The 19,198-nt window shown below is 33.1% G+C and carries 14 protein-coding genes; 8 read left to right on the top strand and 6 right to left on the bottom strand.

The genetic code is table 11. The annotated features are described in order from the left end of the window. The first annotated feature begins 27 nt into the window (after window positions 1–27). The 6 genes from Q361_RS03435 to Q361_RS03460 all read left to right on the top strand — a co-directional run bounded on the left by Q361_RS03435 (window position 28) and on the right by Q361_RS03460 (window position 9,545). Window positions 28–1,884: a glycoside hydrolase family 13 protein gene (locus Q361_RS03435; protein ID WP_103725318.1), complete on the top strand. Its 1,857-nt coding sequence runs from the start codon at window positions 28–30 to the stop codon at window positions 1,882–1,884. A gap of 1 nt (window position 1,885) precedes the next feature. Continuing rightward, a complete protein-coding gene (locus Q361_RS03440) occupies window positions 1,886–2,827 on the top strand; it encodes an alpha/beta hydrolase (RefSeq protein WP_103725319.1) in 942 nt (313 codons plus the stop codon). A gap of 102 nt (window positions 2,828–2,929) precedes the next feature. Next, window positions 2,930–5,350: a glycoside hydrolase family 31 protein gene (locus Q361_RS03445; protein WP_103725320.1), complete on the top strand. Its 2,421-nt coding sequence runs from the start codon at window positions 2,930–2,932 to the stop codon at window positions 5,348–5,350. Window positions 5,351–5,352: 2 nt separating this feature from the next. Further along, window positions 5,353–7,011, top strand: coding sequence for an alpha-amylase family glycosyl hydrolase (locus tag Q361_RS03450; RefSeq protein ID WP_103725321.1), 1,659 nt, complete (start codon window positions 5,353–5,355; stop codon window positions 7,009–7,011). A gap of 11 nt (window positions 7,012–7,022) precedes the next feature. Further along, the gene (locus Q361_RS03455; protein ID WP_103725322.1) at window positions 7,023–8,366 is read left to right on the top strand and encodes an alpha-amylase family glycosyl hydrolase; all 1,344 of its coding nucleotides are present in this window, start codon (window positions 7,023–7,025) and stop codon (window positions 8,364–8,366) included. A gap of 447 nt (window positions 8,367–8,813) precedes the next feature. Beyond that, window positions 8,814–9,545: a nicotinamide mononucleotide transporter family protein gene (locus tag Q361_RS03460; RefSeq protein WP_103725323.1), complete on the top strand. Its 732-nt coding sequence runs from the start codon at window positions 8,814–8,816 to the stop codon at window positions 9,543–9,545. Here Q361_RS03460 and Q361_RS03465 read toward each other — a convergent pair. Further along, on the bottom strand, window positions 9,538–10,563 hold the full coding sequence (locus tag Q361_RS03465) for a LacI family DNA-binding transcriptional regulator (protein ID WP_103725324.1): 1,026 nt from the start codon (window positions 10,561–10,563) through the stop codon (window positions 9,538–9,540). The two genes, Q361_RS03460 and Q361_RS03465, sit on opposite strands and share 8 nt — an antisense overlap. A gap of 186 nt (window positions 10,564–10,749) precedes the next feature. On the opposite strand from Q361_RS03465, the gene Q361_RS03470 reads away from it, so the two are divergent. Next, a complete protein-coding gene (locus Q361_RS03470) occupies window positions 10,750–11,763 on the top strand; it encodes an NAD-dependent epimerase/dehydratase family protein (protein WP_103725325.1) in 1,014 nt (337 codons plus the stop codon). A gap of 269 nt (window positions 11,764–12,032) precedes the next feature. Here the strand turns inward: Q361_RS03470 and odhB are convergent, their stop codons facing one another. Then, window positions 12,033–13,259 (bottom strand): 2-oxoglutarate dehydrogenase complex dihydrolipoyllysine-residue succinyltransferase, encoded by a 1,227-nt coding sequence (gene odhB / locus Q361_RS03475; protein WP_103725326.1) that lies wholly within the window; start codon window positions 13,257–13,259, stop codon window positions 12,033–12,035. Between the two features lie 26 nt (window positions 13,260–13,285). After that, the gene (locus Q361_RS03480; protein ID WP_103725327.1) at window positions 13,286–16,057 is read right to left on the bottom strand and encodes a 2-oxoglutarate dehydrogenase E1 component; all 2,772 of its coding nucleotides are present in this window, start codon (window positions 16,055–16,057) and stop codon (window positions 13,286–13,288) included. Window positions 16,058–16,178: 121 nt separating this feature from the next. Here Q361_RS03480 and Q361_RS03485 point away from each other — a divergent pair, with 121 nt between their 5' ends. Beyond that, window positions 16,179–16,721 (top strand): hypothetical protein, encoded by a 543-nt coding sequence (locus Q361_RS03485; protein ID WP_169929254.1) that lies wholly within the window; start codon window positions 16,179–16,181, stop codon window positions 16,719–16,721. A gap of 242 nt (window positions 16,722–16,963) precedes the next feature. On the opposite strand, the gene Q361_RS03490 is transcribed toward Q361_RS03485, so the two are convergent. From Q361_RS03490 to pth, 3 genes are all read right to left on the bottom strand, one after another. Continuing rightward, on the bottom strand, window positions 16,964–17,314 hold the full coding sequence (locus tag Q361_RS03490; protein WP_103725328.1) for a hypothetical protein: 351 nt from the start codon (window positions 17,312–17,314) through the stop codon (window positions 16,964–16,966). 197 nt (window positions 17,315–17,511) lie between these two features. Next, window positions 17,512–18,486, bottom strand: a complete 975-nt coding sequence (locus Q361_RS03495; RefSeq protein WP_103725329.1) for a polyprenyl synthetase family protein — start codon at window positions 18,484–18,486, stop codon at window positions 17,512–17,514. 10 nt (window positions 18,487–18,496) lie between these two features. Further along, window positions 18,497–19,120, bottom strand: a complete 624-nt coding sequence (gene pth / locus Q361_RS03500) for an aminoacyl-tRNA hydrolase (RefSeq protein ID WP_103725330.1) — start codon at window positions 19,118–19,120, stop codon at window positions 18,497–18,499. Window positions 19,121–19,198: the final 78 nt, after the last annotated feature.

Consider the following 19,198-nt stretch of genomic DNA (forward strand, 5'->3'; position numbering starts at 1 on the left):
GATGAAAGGGTTTTTAACTAAAAAACCATGAAAAAAATAGTATTCTTTCTCATTATTACCTCTTTATCTTTTGCACAAATAGATCGTGTAGAACCTCCTTTTTGGTGGAGCGATATGGAGCATACCGATGTGCAAATACTATTTTATGGAAAAAATATTGCTCAAAATGAGGTTTCTGTTTCTCACGGAATTACTATAAAAAACATTCAAAAAACTGAAAATCCTAACTATATTTTTGTAACGATAGACACCAAAAATGTACCCAATCAAGATTTTCTTTTCACCTTTAAAAATAAAAATAAATCATTTACACAACCGTACTCTTTAAAACCAAGAAAAGAAGGCTCAAAATACAGAAAAAGTTTCGATAGTTCGGATATGATTTATTTGCTCATGCCCGATAGATTTGCCAATGGAAATGTAAACAATGACAACGTAGCATCTGTAATTGAAAAAGTGGATCGAAGCAAAATTGATGGTCGCTATGGCGGTGATATCGAAGGTATTATTAAAAATTTAGATTACATACAAGACTTGGGCGCTACAACGCTATGGTCTACGCCTCTGTGTGAAGATAATGACGAGAAAGGCTCTTATCATACTTATGGGCAAAGCGATTTATATAAAATTGATCCTCGATTTGGCACCAATGATGACTATTTAAAATTAAGTACCGAATTGCATAATCGTAAAATGAAACTTGTACTCGATTATGTTACCAATCATTGGAGTTATAACCATTGGATGATGAAAGATATGCCTACTTATGATTGGTTTCATCAATTTCCGGGTTACAAACAAACCAATTTTAAAACCACCACACATACAGACACAAACGCATCTGAAAGCGATAAAAACTTAGCTACAAGTGGTTGGTTTGTAAAATCAATGCCCGATTTGAATCAAAAAAATCCTTTAGTATTAAATTATTTAATTCAAAATGCTATTTGGTGGATTGAATATGCCGACATTGATGGCTTTAGAGTAGATACATATCCGTATACTGATAAAGAATCTATAGCACTCTGGACAAAAGCTATAACAAACGAATATCCAAATTTTAATATCGTTGCCGAAGCTTGGCTTTACAATCATGCTCAAATTGCTTACTGGCAAAAAAACAGCAAAATTGCAGCCATACAAAGTTATAATTCTTATTGTCCTTCTATTATGGACTTCATGTTGCAAGGCCTGTTTGAAAAAGGATTTTTAAAAGAAGAAAAACAAGAATGGAACGCAGGCATCATCAAACTATATGACCACTTTGTCAATGATTTTTTAATAGAAAACACAAATAATCTTTTAATTTTTGCCGAAAATCACGATACTCAACGCTTCAATCATATTTATCCAAACGTACAAGATTATCAAATAGCGATGTCTTTGTTGGCTACTATTCGAGGTATTCCACAATTATATTATGGCTCCGAAATTGGTATGGCTGGAAGTAAAGATGTAGGCGATGGCGATATTCGTAGAGAATTTCCTGGAGGCTGGCCAGATCATAAACAAAATGCTTTTACAAAAGATGGTAGAACAACCTTACAAGAAAAATACCATGCTATTACCAAAAAACTTTTTAATTGGCGAAAAAACAAAACTGTAATTCATACAGGCAAAACCACGCATTATATTCCAGAAAACAATGTTTATGTTTACTTTAGATATGATAACATAAACCCAAACGACAACAAAACACAAAATCAAACGGTTATGGTTGTTATAAACAACTCTACAGAGAAACAAACCATTAAAACATCTCGATTTCAAGAAAATATAAAAAATTACACATCGGGAAAAGATGTTGTAACTGAAAAAACATTTGTGCTAAAAAATGATATTGAAATTGAAGGAAAATCTGCCCTAATATTAGAATTAAAATAAAATGAATAAACTTCTCTACCTATTTTTATTTTTAACTTCTTATTGTGTTGCTCAAAACAATATAGAAAGCCGTAAACTTGTAGATAAAGAAAAATTTGAAGGGATAATTCATAGAATAGATAGTTTTCCTACAAAATATATTGCTACTCGAACGGTAGACATTTGGGTGCCCGAAAATTATTCAAAAAATAAAAAATATAGCGTTTTATATATGCACGATGGGCAAATGCTTTTTGACGCATCAACCACTTGGAATAAGCAAGAATGGATGATAGATGAAGTTGCAACTAAACTCATGACAACCCAAAAAACAACAGATTTTATAGTTGTTGCCATTTGGAATATTCCTAAACTACGCCACATGGATTTATATCCCAAAAAACCTTATGAATCTCTTTCTATAGAAACCAAAGAAAAAATTAAAACGGAAGCCCAAAAAACACAATTTAGTTTTGATGATACAAAAATCAATTCCGATAATTATTTGAAATTTATTGTAAAAGAGCTCAAACCCTATATTGACAGTAATTTTTCTGTTTATACCGATGCCAATCATACCGCAATTATGGGTTCGAGTATGGGCGGCTTGATTTCTATGTATGCCATTTGCGAATACCCTAAAGTTTTTGGAAAAGCCGCTTGTCTTTCAACGCATTGGGTTGGATTTCGAGACTTTGAAAACAATCCTATCCCCGAAAGTTTTTTTACATATATGCAAAAAAAACTACCCAATCCAAAAAATCATAAAATCTATTTTGATTATGGCACCGAAACTCTTGACAAAAGTTATATACAATATGAATACAGAGTAGATCAAGTGTTGCAATCAAAAGGTTATACTAATACAAATTATACAAACTTAAAATTTGAAGGAGAGAACCATTCGGAAGCATCTTGGCAAAAACGAATAGATATTCCTTTGCAATTTATGTTTGGAAAATAAATATGTTATGAAATCGCCATTTACAACAAGTTTGCGTAAGCAAACACCTATGATTAAAAAGGCGATACCATATGTTACCGCTAAAAAATAAAATTTAAACATATGAAAAAACTACTTATTCTATATTTTTTATCTAGTTTATCATTTGCACAAAATGCAAATAGAAAATTCGTATCTGAAACGCTTGAAAATGGTTATACAAAAATTTTAGTTTCTGACGGAACGTATTATATAAAAATCATTAGTGATAAAATTATAGAAACTTCCTTTGTTCCAAAAGGAGAAAACTTTACAAAAAAATCTGATTTGGTTGTTCCTGTTAGCACACCAAAATCTGATATTTCATCTTCAAATACTCAAAATGAGCTAAACATAAAAGGCAAAAACATTGCAATAAAAATTCAAAAAACACCTTTTCAAATAAGCTATTTTTACAAAAACAATTTAATTACTTCAGAAAAACTAGGCTACTTAAAACGCAAACACGTTCCTCTTGAAAACGTAAAAGGTAATATTACAGCCGATTCTACAGAGGTTCTTCAATTCAACATTTCATCCAACGAGGTGCTTTATGGTGGTGGCGCAAGAGCTTTGGGCATGAATCGTCGTGGCAATAAACTTGCGCTTTACAACAGAGCCCAATATGGGTATGAAACACGCGCCGAACTCATGAATTTTTGCATACCCTTGGTGTTATCTTCAAACTTGTATGCTATTCATTTTGACAATGCTGCCATTGGCTATTTAGATTTAGATTCTAAAAAAGAAAATACAGTAGAATATGAAACTATATCGGGTAGAAAAACATACCAAATCTTGGTAGGAGATACTTGGGATGAGCTGCTAAAAAACTACACCGATTTAACAGGCAAACAACCCTTGCCACCACGTTGGGCATTCGGTAATTTTTCATCTCGCTTTGGGTATCACACGCAAGAGCAAGTAGAAAAAACGATTAAAAAATTCGAAGACGATAAAATACCTGTAGACGCAATTATTCTCGATTTATATTGGTTTGGAAAAACCATTCAAGGCACTATGGGAAATTTGGATTGGGATAAAGATAATTTTCCAAACCCAGAAAAAATGATTTCCGATTTGAATGCCAAAGGTGTTAAAACCGTTTTGATAACTGAACCATTTATACTTACCACTTCTTCAAAATGGCAAGAAACTGTTTCAAAAAATGTTTTAGCAACAACTACTCAAGGAAAACCTGCTACTTGGGATTTCTATTTTGGAAACACTGGAATTGTAGATATTTTTAAACCCGAAGGAAAAGATTGGTTTTGGAATGTGTACAAAAATCTTATAAAACAAGGTGTTCAGGGTGTTTGGGGCGATTTGGGTGAACCCGAAGTATTTCCTTCATTTGCCAATACTGCAGCAGGTAAAGCCGATGAAGTGCATAATATTTACGGTCATTATTGGGCAAAACTAATTACAGAAGGGTATCAAAAAGATTTTCCAAAAATTAGACCTTTTATTTTAATGCGAGCAGGATATTCTGGTTCGCAACGTTTTGGTATGATTCCTTGGAGTGGTGATGTTTCGCGCTCTTGGGGAGGGCTACAAAGCCAAACAGAAATTGCTTTGCAAATGGGCATGCAAGGTATGGCGTATATGCACAGCGACTTGGGTGGATTTGCAGGCGATTACTACGATACCGAATTGTATACCCGTTGGTTACAATATGGTGTATTCAACCCAATATTTCGTCCTCATGCACAAGAAGAAGTAGCTAGCGAAGCTGTATATAAAGATGTAGATACAAAAAACATAGTACGAAAAGCTATCGAATTGCGTTACCAAATGTTGCCTTACAATTACAATTTGGCTTATGAAAATGCTACAAAAGGAACTCCATTAATGCGACCTTTGTTATTTGAAGAACCTCAAAACAAAGCACTTTTAGCAAAATCTGATGGCTATTTGTGGGGAAATGACTTTTTGGTATATCCCATTACAGAAAAAGGTCAAACTCAAAAAGAAGTTTATTTCCCTAAAAATTCAAACTGGTACGATTTTTACACAGGCAAAAAATATGTGGGTGGCAGTACAGAATTGATTTACTTAAATAAAAATAATATACCAACATTTGTGCGTGGAAATGTATTTTATCCAATGACAAAATTAGTTCAAAATACAAATGAGTATTCAAATTCTGATTTGGATTTACATTTTTATTTTGACGGACAAACATCAAGCGAAAGAGAGTTTTATTTTGATGATGGAAAAACAACGGAAACTATTAACGATGCCAAAAACCATGAAATTTTAAATTGTTCTACTGAGTTAATTAAAAATCTGTTTTCTATAAGATTAGAAAGTAAAACGGCCAACCAAGAAATACTTTCTCAAGGAAAAAAAGGCACAATTTTTATTTACAAATTTCAAAATCAACCAAAAAAAATAACGAGTAATGGCTCCAAAGTTGATTATACATATAATGCTAAAACAAAACTATTAGAAATAAAATACAATCACTCAAGCTATCAAACTGACCTTAAAATTATATTTTAACAATGAAGAAATTATCGTTTTTATTAATCATGTTGTTCTTTTTTTTAAGTTGTAAATCAACTAAAGAAATGAGCACTAAAGAAACCAAAACGCCTTTTGTTTGGGAAAATGCCAATGTATATTTTCTTTTAATAGACCGATTTAACAATGGTGATACAACCAACGATTTAAACTTCAATAGAAATAAAAAAGCAGCAAAGTTAAGAGGATTTGAAGGAGGCGATATACGAGGAGTTATTCAAAAACTGGACGAAGGTTACTTTGAAAAACTTGGTATAACAGCTATTTGGATGACACCTGTAGTAGAACAAATTCACGGCGGTGTAGATGAAGGTACTGGTTTTACGTATGGTTTTCATGGGTATTGGGCTCACGATTGGAGTGCTATCGATCCAAACTTTGGCACGAAACAAGATTTGAAAGAATTGGTAGAAAAAGCACATGCAAAAGGCATTAGAATTTTGCTAGATGCCGTAATAAATCATACAGGACACGCGACAGAATTTGATGAAAAATACCCCGACGATTGGGTACGCTCTTCTCCAAATTGCCAATACAATTCGTACGATACCAATATAAATTGCACATTGGTTAGTGGTCTTTTTGATATAAAAACCGAAAGCAAAGATAACGTTGCGCTACCTCATTTTTTAGTAGAAAAATGGAAAAAAGAAAGTCGATATGAGCAAGAAATTAAAGAGTTAGACGATTTTTTTGCCCAAACAGGTTACCCAAGAGCTCCAAGATATTATATTATGAAATGGCTTGCCGATTACATAGTAGATTATGGTATAGACGGGTATAGAATAGACACCGCAAAGCATACTACAGAAGATGTGTGGGCAGATTTTAAAAAGGTTTGTGATGCTGCTTTTTCAACCTACAAAACCAAAAACCCTACAAAAGTATTAGACAATAATCCGTTTTTTACCGTAGGTGAAGTATACGGATATAATATAGGTGCTAAACAATACTACGATTATGGCGACAAAAAAGTAAATTACTTTGAAAATGGTATGACAGCCCTTATAAATTTTGATTTTAGAAATGAAGCCAAAATGAATTACGAAAACATATTTTCAAAATACTCAAATATACTTCAAAACGATTTGAAAGGAAATACCGTAATGAACTATGTTTCGTCGCACGATGATGGTTGGCCTTTTGACAAAAAAAGAGAAAAACCTTTTGAAAGCGCTACAAAACTACTATTAGCACCCGGTATTGCCCAAGTTTATTATGGCGATGAAACTGCTCGTTCACTCGATATAAAAGGAACAACAGGAGATGCCACTTTGCGTTCGATGATGAATTGGGAAGATATTAAAACCCAAGAATCTACACAAAATATATTGACACATTGGCAAAAACTAGGTTTGTTTAGAAAAAACCACCCCGCAATTGGTGCGGGAATTCATACCCAAATTTCGAGTACACCTTATATATTTAGTCGTGAGTATTCTAGCAACCATTATACAGATAAGGTTGTCGTTGGGCTAGATTTGCCTTTGGGCGAAAAAGAAATAGTAGTTGGAACCATTTTTGCCGAAGACTCATTGGTAAACGATGCTTACTCTGGAAAAATATATCGTGTACAAAACGGAAAAGTTACTTTAAATACTCCTTATCAAATAGTACTATTAGAAAAAAATAACAAATAAACTTTATACTCATGAAAAAAATAGCAATTCTAGTCATGGCAACAGTTGTACTGTCGATGCAAGCTCAAAAAAAAGCAGTAGCAAAAAACCTAGCTCCTGTTTCAGATAAAATCATGGAAAATGCTGTTATTTACGAAGCAAACATTCGTCAATATTCAAAAGAAGGAACTTTTAATGCGTTTGCAAAAGATATTCCGCAGCTAAAAAAACTAGGTGTTAAAATACTTTGGATTATGCCAATTCATCCAATAGGTGTAGAAAAAAGAAAAGAAGGTTTAGGAAGTTACTATTCTGTTCAAAACTACACAGGCGTAAATCCAGAATTTGGAACGCTTCAAGATTTTAAAAACCTAGTAAAAAAAGCCCACGATAATGGTATGTATGTTATACTAGACTGGGTAGCAAACCATACCGCATGGGATCATGCGTGGGTAAAAAATCATCCCGATTATTATGTAAAAGACAAAGACGGTGCTATGGTTTCTCCTTTTGATTGGACTGATGTTGTAAAACTAGATTACAGCAATGCCAATTTGCGTAAAGCAATGATATCTGACATGAATTATTGGCTAAAAAATGCCAATATAGACGGTTTTCGTTGCGATGTTGCTATGGAAGTTCCGGTAGATTTTTGGGAACAAGCTCGACCAGAGTTAGAAAAAACCAAACCAATATTTATGTTAATGGAAGCCGAACAACCCAATTTAATGAAAAAGGCTTTTGATATGCAATATGGTTGGGAGTTTCATCATTTGATGAATGCTATTGCAAAAGGTGAAAAATCGGGAAAAGAAATTGATGAGTATTTGGCTAAGCATGCCGAAAAATATGAGCCAAACGACATTTCTATGATGTTTACTTCAAATCATGATGAAAATTCTTGGAACGGAACAGAATATGAACGTATGGGTAACGCCGTAGAAACTATGGCCGCACTTACCTATGTAATGCCCGGAATGCCACTTATATACAACGGTCAAGAATATGATTTTAACCGCCGATTGAAATTTTTTGTAAAAGACGAAATTACACCCAAAAACTTTGGAAAAATGTTTCCTGTTTATGAAAAATTAGGAAAATTAAAAAATAATAATGCCGCTTTACATGGAGGTAAAAACCCTGCCTCTTTTAAAAAAATAGAAACTGGAAATGAAAATTTTTATGCTTTTGAAAGAGAAAAAAATGGAAAAAAAGTAGTATTCATTGCCAATTTATCCAATAAAACTATCGAATCTACAGTACATTTAAAAGGTGAGTTTAAAGATTATATGTCGGGTTACAAAATACAATTTAGTACCGATGCTCCGTTGGGTTTAAAAGCGTGGCAGTATTTAATTTTAGAGCCTACAAAATAAAAAGCAAATACAAATCCGCATCGTAAAAAATTACGATGCGGATTTTTTTTATTGAATATTAAAGTATTTACTACAAATAAGCGGTTATACTATTGTTGATAGCGAATATTTCTCAACACTATGAATTGACCCATAAAAACCGAACAATTGTGTAAGAAGACCAAACAATTACGGAACGAAACTAAACAATTGCGGATATAAACTACACAATTGCGGAAAGCAACCGAAAAACTTTGTAAGGAAACCTAAAAATTGCGGTTAGGAACCTAAAAAATTCGTTAGCAAACCTAAAAACTGCGTTAGGTAACCGAAAAATTTCGTAAAGAAACCGAAAAACTCCATTAGGGAACCAAAAAACCTCGTAAAGGAATAACCAGCACAGCATCAGTTTTTGTAAAAATAAGCCTTAAAAAAATATTTGATGATAATTTATAATATATTTGCTTTATGAGTACGATAGTTTTACCGCAAAAAACAGTTCGGGTTATAAAGTCTGTAACCAATAGCACCTACTTGGATATAATTGGTTTAGCCATTGTAATATCTGCATCTGTAGCTTTAGGATATCATAAAACAGAATACAAATTCTCTTTCAATAACCATCACTATTCTTTTTTACTAGGTTATGTTTCTATTGTAAATACAAGCTTATCTATGATAGGCAATAGATTGGTTACCAAAAAAAATAATCTCGGAAACTTTGTAACCACCTGTAACACTTTTCTTAGCGGAGCTATAGATTATTTACTAGGCAATGTAGGCGCAATACTTACATATCCTGTTTCTTTTGTAGGGAATTATTTAGCGTTTAGTAGTTGGAAAAAAAGTAGAGTACTTCGCAATATTGATACTATTTTTTATAGAAATATTGCTTTGGGGTTTGTATTTTCTTTTTTACTAAATTTTATAGCTTTTAAATTTTTATCGGAAAATGGTATTGATTGGAAAGTATTTTTTGCCGTAGCTATACCTGCTGGAATCACTTTTGGAGGCACGTTCAATACAGCACGTATGTATCCCGACAACTGGTTTATGTGGCAACTTTATAATCTTACCAAAATTGTTCAAAACATACTTTTAGTAAATATTGCAAATACTGCAAAATATACGTTTTACTTTTTTAATGCCATACTAGGTTATATTACCTGGAATGATGATAGAAAAAAAGGTTCTATTTAATTTTTTTGGTAGAATCGCGTTGGCGTAATTCGGTTTTAACAATTTCTGTTTTATATTTTGCATATTCTTCTTTACGCTCCAATCTTTCTATAAGTAATTTGGTAGCAACTTCACCTATTTCTGGGCCATGTTGGCTTATTGTAGATAAACTAGGTGTCATTCTACGTGACCAAACCCCATCTGCAAAGCCAATTATAGAGAGCTCATCGGGAATTTTATACCCGAGTTTTATTCCTTTTTTCATTGCTGTAACCGAAGCGTGCTCATCTAGAGCAAAAACAGCATCTATTTTATTTTTAGAAAAGAAATCATCAACTTTTGCATCAAATTCTTCTGCCGATTCACATACTAACACCAAATTATCATCTAGTTTTAATCCATTTTCTTCAAAAGCCTTATAAAAACCTTTTGCTCTTAATTGAGCCACACTCAATTTGGCTATCGCAGAAAAAAGCGCCACTCGTTTACAACCTGTAGCTAGAAGATGATTGGTTGCGTGTTTTGCCGATTCTAAATCGTCTACAATAACTTTATCACAATTTACCTCATCGGCAATACGGTCGAACATAACTATAGGTGTACCATCGTTGATAATAGATTTAAAATGATCAAATTTTTGAAGTTTTTGTGCTTCTTCAGAAATAGAAAGTAAAAATCCATCAATAGTGCCGTTGCTAAGCATTTCTAGAGCATTAATTTCTTTTTCCAACGATTCATTGGATATGCAAGTAATGACTTTATACCCTCGCTCATCGGCAACTTTTTCGATACCTGTAAAAACCTTAGCAAAAAATGAATTAAGTATATTTGGAATAATAACACCAATGGTTTTTGTAGAACGGTTTTTTAAATTTAAACCGATAACATTTGGTTTATAGTTTTTCAATTTTGCATACTCTTGTACTCTAAGCTTTGTAGGTTCGCTTATTTCTGGGCTATCATTGAGTGCTTTTGAAACAGTAGAAACAGAAACACCAAGCTCTTTGGCTATTTGTTTTAATGTGGCTTTAGATTTCATAGTGCAAAATTTATGTGTAAAGTTACTAATATTTTTTTGTTCTGATTTTTATAATTACAAATCCTCATTGAATTGTATTATTAAGATTAAAATTACCAACAAACAATCGTGTTTTGAATATTTGTAAAACTTACTTTTTTTGGGTTTATAGAGTCGCTTTTCGTTGCTTTATAATATCTTTGTACTATGATATTAGTTACTGGAGCAACGGGCTTAGTAGGCGCACATTTATTGCTACACTTGGTTACATTAAACCAAGAAAACAAGCCTATTAAAGCTATTTATCGCAGTAAAAGTAGTATAGAAAAAACCAAATCTCTTTTTGAACTATACGATAAACTCCCCTATTTTGAACGTATAGTTTGGGTACAAGCAGATATTACCGACATTCCTTCTTTAGAAATTGCTTTTCAAGGCATTACAAAAGTGTATCATTGTGCTGCAAAAATTTCTTTTGACCCTAATGAAGAAGAAATTTTGCGAAAAATTAATATAGAAGGCACAGCCAATATTGTTAATTTTTGTATCGACAAAAAAGTAGAAAAACTCTGTCATGTGAGTTCTATAGCTGCTTTGGGAGCATCGATTAATAAAGCATTGCCTGTTACAGAAAGTACCGAATGGAATCCTGAACTAGAACATAGCGACTACGCTATTACAAAATATGGCGCCGAAATGGAAGTGTTTCGTGGCGAACAAGAAGGGCTAAAAACTGTTATTGTAAATCCGGGTATTATACTTGGCCCTTACCCAAAAACATGGGATAAAACTCAAGGTTCTGGAGCATTATTTACCTCTGTAAAAAAAGGAATTCCTTTTTTTACAAAAGGCAACACAGGTTATGTAACTGTAAATGATGTAGTAAAAGCAATGGTTATGCTTATGGAATTTAATGTTAGTGGCCAACGCTATATTTTGGTTTCCGAAAATATATCTTATCAAAATATTATTAATTTAGTAGCTCATCAATTACGAGTTAAAACACCTACAAAACAAGCTTCAAACTTTTTATTGGATCTTGCTTGGAGAGTTGATTGGTTTTTACATCTGATATTTAGAAAAAAAAGAAGTCTATCGAAGCAAAGTGCTTTAGCATTACAGAATACGGAGATAATTTCATCAGAAAAAATTCAGAAAGATTTTGGATTTACTTTTACTCCTATTGCTCCTTATATAGAACAAATTGCAAAATACTTTTAATAGATTTTAGCTTAACTAAACCACTATGAACTAGAAGTCCATAGGTTTGGTTGGCAGACTAAAAGTCTGCAAGGCTGAAAAGCAAAAAACTGCCACTGATTAAAATGATTTCCGCTGATTAAATCCTTTAAATCATCTTAATCAGTGGCAAAACTTTTTAGAAGCTAAAGCGAGATGCACTCAAAGTGCATAGTTTTAACTATATTTGAGACCAATAAAAAAATCCCAAACTATTACATTTGGGATTTTTTATTGAGTATAAAATTATTTTACAATTCTAAAGCTTTTTGTGGATTTCCACCCATTAAGATTTCTGCTGGATTTTCTAATGCTTCTTTTACAGCCACTAAAAAACCTACAGATTCACGTCCGTCTATTATTCTATGGTCATACGATAAAGCAACGTACATAACTGGAGCAATTACAATTTGTCCATTTTTTACAATAGCTCTTTCTACCACATTGTGCATTCCAAGAATACCCGATTGCGGCGGATTGATAATTGGTGTAGATAACATACTTCCAAATACACCACCATTTGAAATAGTGAATGTTCCACCTGTCATTTCATCAACCGTTATTTGACCATCGCGTGCTCTTAAAGCCAGTCTTTTTATTTCGGCTTCAACACCTCTAAAAGATAAGGTTTCTGCATTTCTCATTACAGGAACCATCAAACCTTTTGGCCCAGAAACAGCTACAGAAATATCGCAAAAATCGTAAGATATTTTTTCTTGACCATCAATCATAGAGTTTACATCTGGAAATAGCTGTAAGGCTCTTGTAACTGCTTTTGTAAAAAATGACATAAAGCCTAAACCTAAACCATGTTTATCTTTAAAAGCATCTTTGTATTGCGCTCTCAATTCGTATATGGCTGTCATATCTACTTCATTAAAAGTAGTAAGCATTGCTGTTTCATTTTTGGCAGAAACCAATCTTTCGGCAACTTTTCTACGCAACATAGATAATTTTGTTCTCTCTGTGCCTCTGTTCCCTCCGGTTGGTGTTCCCATAGAAGGTACAGCATTTACAGCATCTTCTTTGGTTATTCTACCACCTTTACCTGTACCTACAATAGTAGAAGGTTCTATATTTTTTTCTTCTAAAATTTTTCTTGCGGCTGGCGATGGCGTTTGTGTAGCATAGGTTTTTTCGGCTACAGGTGCTGGTTTTGGTGCTTCTGCTTTTGGCGCTTCTGTTACAACAGGTTTTGGTGCTTCTGTAGTCGATGCTGATTCAGTGCCAGATGGCTTTGGAGCACTAGTGTCTATTAAACAAACCACAGCTCCTACAGCTACTGCATCACCTTCTGCTGCTTTTAGTGTAATAATACCGCTGGCTTCTGCTGGCAATTCTAATGTAGCTTTGTCTGAGTCTACTTCTGCTATGGCTTGGTCTTTTTCTACATAATCACCGTCTTTTACTAACCAAGTAGCTATTTCAACTTCTTTTATCGATTCGCCTGGTGAAGGCACTTTCATTTCTAAAATCATGCTTTTATAATTTTATATGTGTGTTATTATCTAAATAAATTTTTATCAAAAACCATTCTTATGGCATCTGTATGACGTCTTCTATCTCTAGTATGGCTACCCGCAGCAGGCGCTGCATACGCTTTAAGTGATGCTAAACGCCAAGGCACCAAATCGAAATTCATAAGCATATAGCTGTAAGCCCCCATATTCTTCGGTTCTTCTTGCGCCCAAACAAAATCGTCTGCATTAGGGTAAGAAGCTATAATCTCTTTTAACTGCTGCACTGGCAAAGGAAACAATTGTTCTAAACGTACCAAAGCTACATCATTTCTGCCCAATTTTTCTCGCTCTGCCAAAATATCGTAATAGAATTTACCTGTTACAAAAACTACAGTTTTCACTTTTGTTTTATCTACTACTGCATCATCAATTGTTTCTTGAAACTGTCCGTTGTATAATTCTTCTTGTGTAGATACACACAATGGATGTCTTAATAAACTTTTTGGTGAGAAATGTATAAGTGGTTTGCGGAAATTGGTTTTCATTTGTCTTCTCAACAAATGGAAAAAGTTTGCTGGAGTAGTACAATTTGCTACATACATATTGTGACGAGCACAAAGTTGTAAATAGCGCTCCATACGTGCCGATGAGTGTTCGGCCCCTTGACCTTCATACCCATGTGGTAATAATAATACAATTCCGTTTTGGTTGTTCCATTTATCTTCTCCACATGAAATATACTGATCTATCATGATTTGCGCTCCGTTGGAAAAATCTCCAAATTGTGCTTCCCACAATGTTAATGTTTTTGGTGATGCCAAAGCATAGCCATAATCGAAACCTAGTACACCATATTCTGAAAGGAAAGAGTTGTATACTTGAAATCTTCCTTTGCTATTTTTTAATTGATCTAATAAGATTACTTCTTCTTCACTGTCTTCAACTTTTACTACAGCATGACGATGCGAAAAAGTACCACGTTCTACATCTTGTCCAGACAATCGCACATCAAAACCTTCATACAGCAACGATCCGTATGCTAATGTTTCTGCTGTACCCCAATCTATAACATTATTGGCATACATTGTTTTTCTATCAGAAACTATTTTTTGTATTTTATTGATGAATTTTTTATCTGATGGAAGTGTCGAAATGGTTTCTACAATTTCTTCTAATTGTGCTTTATCAAACGTTGTGTCAAATTTTTGCAACATTACATCATCTGAAACTTGCTCATACCCTTGCCATTCATCTTGCATAAATGGTTTAATAATAGTAAGCTCTTGTTGTCTAGATGCTTGCAGGTTTTGATCTAACTTATCTTTGTATTCGTTTTCTATTTTTGTTAAATAGGCAGCATCTACAATACCTTGTGTAATAAGTTTTTCTGCATAAATCTCTCTCGGATTTTTATGGCGTGCAATTATTTTATAAAGTACAGGTTGGGTAAAACGAGGCTCATCTCCTTCATTATGCCCATATTTTCTGTATCCTAATAAATCGATAAATACATCTCTACCAAACTGCATACGGAAGTCTAGAGCAAACAACATAGCATGTACTACAGCCTCTGTATCGTCGGCATTTACGTGCAACACGGGTGATAATGTTACTTTTGCCACATCGGTACAATAGGTTGAAGAACGAGCGTCTAAATAATTTGTAGTAAAACCTACTTGGTTGTTTACCACAATATGTATGGTTCCTCCTGTTTTGTAACCATCGAGCTGTGCCATTTGCACTATCTCGTAAACAATTCCTTGCCCTGCAATAGCTGCATCTCCGTGTACAGCTATAGGCAATACTTTGGAAAAGTTATCTGGACAATGATGGTCTTGTTTTGCACGAGCAATACCCTCGATTACAGCGCCTACTGTTTCTAAATGAGAAGGGTTTGGTGCTAAATTTATTCTAATTTTTTTACCGCTTTTTGTCGCTCTTTCAGATGTTAAGCCTAAGTGATATTTTACATCACCATCAAAATATTCTTTATCGTAGTCTTTTCCATCAAACTCCGAAAAAATGTCTTGTGTATTTTTGCCAAAAATATTGGCTAATACATTAAGTCTACCTCTATGTGCCATACCCATTACAAAATGCTCTACTCCTTTGTCGGCAGCGGCTTCTATAACGGCATCTAGTGCTGGTATTAAACTCTCTCCTCCTTCTAATGAAAAACGTTTTTGACCTACATATTTTGTATGCAAAAAGTTTTCAAAAGAAACAGCTTCGTTGAGTTTTCCTAAAATATACTTTTTTTCATCTGATGAAAAATTAGGCAAATTATCATTTGGGTTTAAACGATTTTGAATCCATTGTATAACCTCTGGATTTCGCATATACATATACTCAATACCAATATGTTGGCAGTAAACATTTTTAAGATGCGTGATTATTTCGCTTAATGTACAAGGTTGTTTACCAATGATTTTTGCCGATTCAAAAACAGTATTCAAATCTGCATCTGAAAGACCAAAATTTGATAAATCTAAATTAGGCGCATGAACTCTTCTATCTCTTACAGGATTTGTTTCTGTAAATAAATGACCTCTTGTGCGGTAGGCATCAATGAGTTTAAGTACATTAAATTCTTTTTGTATTTTATCTGAATTTACTGCCTCATTAGATGTGGTATTAACATAGGTTACAATTTGCTCACCTATATGTTCTTCATTGTACGTTTGCAAACCAAAGTCAAACCCTTGAAAAAAAGCTCTCCAACTAGGTTCTACACTATCGGGATTTGTTAAATATTGTTCGTATAAATCTGCAAAAAATTGAGTATGTGCAGCATTTAAAAAGGAAAACCTATCCATGTTTTTATGTTGAAATAAACGTTGTGTAATAAAATTTATGCAAAAGTAAAATATTTATGAGAATAATTTAATCTTTTTAATACATTTATAGCGCAAATTAAATATATACAAAGTTATAGATATGAAAAATTCAAAAATGACAATAAAATTTCGTTTTTTTGTTTTTATCGCAATAATTACTCTAAATAGTTATGCTCAAAACAATAATTCTGGTCAAGTTGATGCAAAATCTACACCCGATTTTTGGAAACATGTACAGTTTGGTGGTGGAATCGGATTTTCGTCGGGCAATGGTTATACAAATTTTGCAATTTCGCCTAGTGCTATATATAATTTTAATGAAAAAATTTCGACTGGGTTTGGCTTGCAATACAATTATTTAAAATCGAGCAGTTCTTTTTCGAGTCATATGTATGGTGCAAATGCTTTGGTATTGGTAAATCCGATAAAAGAGATTCAACTTTCGGCCGAAGTAGAGCAATTGCGTGTTAATATAGATGGAGCAAACTCGAACTCTAAAGATTTTTGGAATACTGGATTGTTTTTGGGCGCTGGATATAGAATGGATAGCGTTACTATTGGCGCTCGATACAACCTATTGTACAAAACAGACAATGGCGTGTATGCAGATGCTTTTATGCCTTTTGTGAGAGTGTATTTTTAATACGCTTTACTTCGAGTTTTATTAAAATTTGAATTTATGAAATTTTATATTAACTAAAATATATATGAAAACTTTCAACAGAATAATGTTTTCTTTATACATAATAGTCATAATTTTACATATCATCAATTATGTAGTGCGCAAACAAGATTTAACAACTTCCATTTTAGGAATTACAACAATGATATTGCTCGCATTAAGTTTAATAATTTCAGAAAAAAGAAGAAATAAAAATTAAAAGTTTAATACTTATTTCTAAACCAAACTTTCATCCATTCTCGTTGTAATACCAAATAAGCAACTTGTTCTGCAAGTGTAACAACATCTGAACCATCAAGTTTTTTTACTTGATTTTCAGAAACATCAATAATATATAATAGGTTAAGATACTCTGCGAATTTAGTTTGAATTAACTGAAATATCTTTTCATGCAACACGTTTTTAAGTTGGCTGGGAGTACAACTTAATGAAACATCGAGAGGCTCATTTGCCAAATTAAAATCTTTGTTGAGTTGCTCTATCAGTTTTATATACAGACTCTCTTTCTCGGCTTGAAAAAGCACATCATCTGTTGATATTGGGGCTACATACATATTTAATTAATTACAAAATTCAATGGTAAATTCAATGACAAATTCAATGACAAATTCAATGGCAAAATTCAATGACAAATCCAATGGCAAAATTCAATGGCAGTAACAAATTATATTGATTTTTAACATTGCTATTGGTATTGTTATTGACATTGATATTAATATTGTTATTGTTATTGCTATTGTTATTGCTATTTCTACACCTTTCTATTCATTAAATTTTCTCCAAATGCTTTTAAAATTTGCTTTTTTTCTTGAGATATATCTAACTTTTCTAATATTTTAAAAGCTTTAAAAGTATATTCCTCTATGGCTTTTTGTGTAGCCATTGCCGCATTGGTTTTTATAAAAATATCTTTTACTACAGCAACTTTATCATCAATATTGGTTGGCTTTGTGGTAAATAAGGTAAGTAATTGACTCTTTTCTTCTTGGTTTGAAAACTCCAAAGCTTTGAGGTAAAGGTATGTTTTTTTATTTTCTATAATATCGCCACCTACTTGTTTTCCAAATGTTTCTGGATCGCCAAAAGCATCTAGATAATCGTCTTGCAGTTGAAAAGCAATACCTAAATTTAATCCAAAATTATAAATCAGTTCTTGGTTTTCTATTGAAGTTTGCGCTACAATAGCACCCATTTTTAATGCAGCGCCTACCAAAACAGCCGTTTTGTATTCAATCATTTTTAAATACTCTGAAATGGTAACATTGTTGCGTGTTTCAAAATCTACATCATATTGTTGTCCTTCACAAACTTCTAATGCTGTTTTACTAAACAGCTTTGCTAACTCTTTAAAAACAATGGGTTCGTAATCTTCAAAATGCTGATAGGCTAAAATAAGCATTGCATCGCCCGAAAGTATACCCGTATTAATATCCCATTTTTCGTGTACGGTTTGGTTTCCTCTACGCAAAGGCGCATCGTCCATAATATCATCGTGCACCAAAGAAAAATTATGAAAAACCTCTACCGCAGTAGCCGCAGAGAGTGCTTGAGTATAAGTTGCGCCAAAAATCTCAGCTGCCATAAGCGTTAATACTGGTCGTAATCTTTTTCCGCCTAAATCAAGAATGTACTTTATGGGCTGGTAGAGATGTGTTGGTTCTTTTTGGAGTTGCAAAGAGGCTAAATGTGAGGCTATAGATTGTTGGTAAAATGATAATGCTTGCATAGTTGGTAGTTTATTTGCCGTTGTAAGTATTCATGGTATTTGAAAGTCCAGATGCTACAAATGATTGAATAATTTCGGCACTTAATTCTAATCGTTCGTCTAATGTCTTTTTTTCTTCGTCACTCCATTCTCCTAATACATAATTTACTTGCTGACCTTTTTTAAAAGCATCGCTTATTCCAAATCTAAAACGCGGATACTCGGTGGTGTTAAGCAGTAATTGAATGTTTTTAAGCCCGTTATGCCCTCCATCTGAACCTTTTGTTTTTATTCTAATGGTGCCAAAGGCAAGGTTTAAATCGTCTGTTATAACCAATATGTTTTCTTTGGCTATTTTTTCTTGATCCATCCAATATTTTACGGCCTTACCACTTAAATTCATGTAAGTATTTGGCTTGAGTAAAAAAACGGTTTTACCTTTTATTTTTGTTTGTGCTACGCTTCCTAATTTTGCAGATTGAAAATCGAGATTGTTTTTTTTGGCAAAATAATCGAGTATTTTAAAACCTATATTGTGTCGGGTATTTACATATTCTGCGCCTATATTCCCAAGTCCTATTATTAGATATTTGTTCATAGGGTTTATTTGTTCTTGTTTTTTATGTGATGCAAATAGTTTTTGAATCCAAGACATATTTTTTACAAAAGTATTATTTTCTAGTTTATAGTGTACTTTTTTACCCCTGATTGAAGCAAGTATCCTACTCTTGAA

The organism is Flavobacterium croceum DSM 17960 (genome assembly GCF_002917885.1).
Lineage (GTDB): Bacteria > Bacteroidota > Bacteroidia > Flavobacteriales > Flavobacteriaceae > Flavobacterium > Flavobacterium croceum.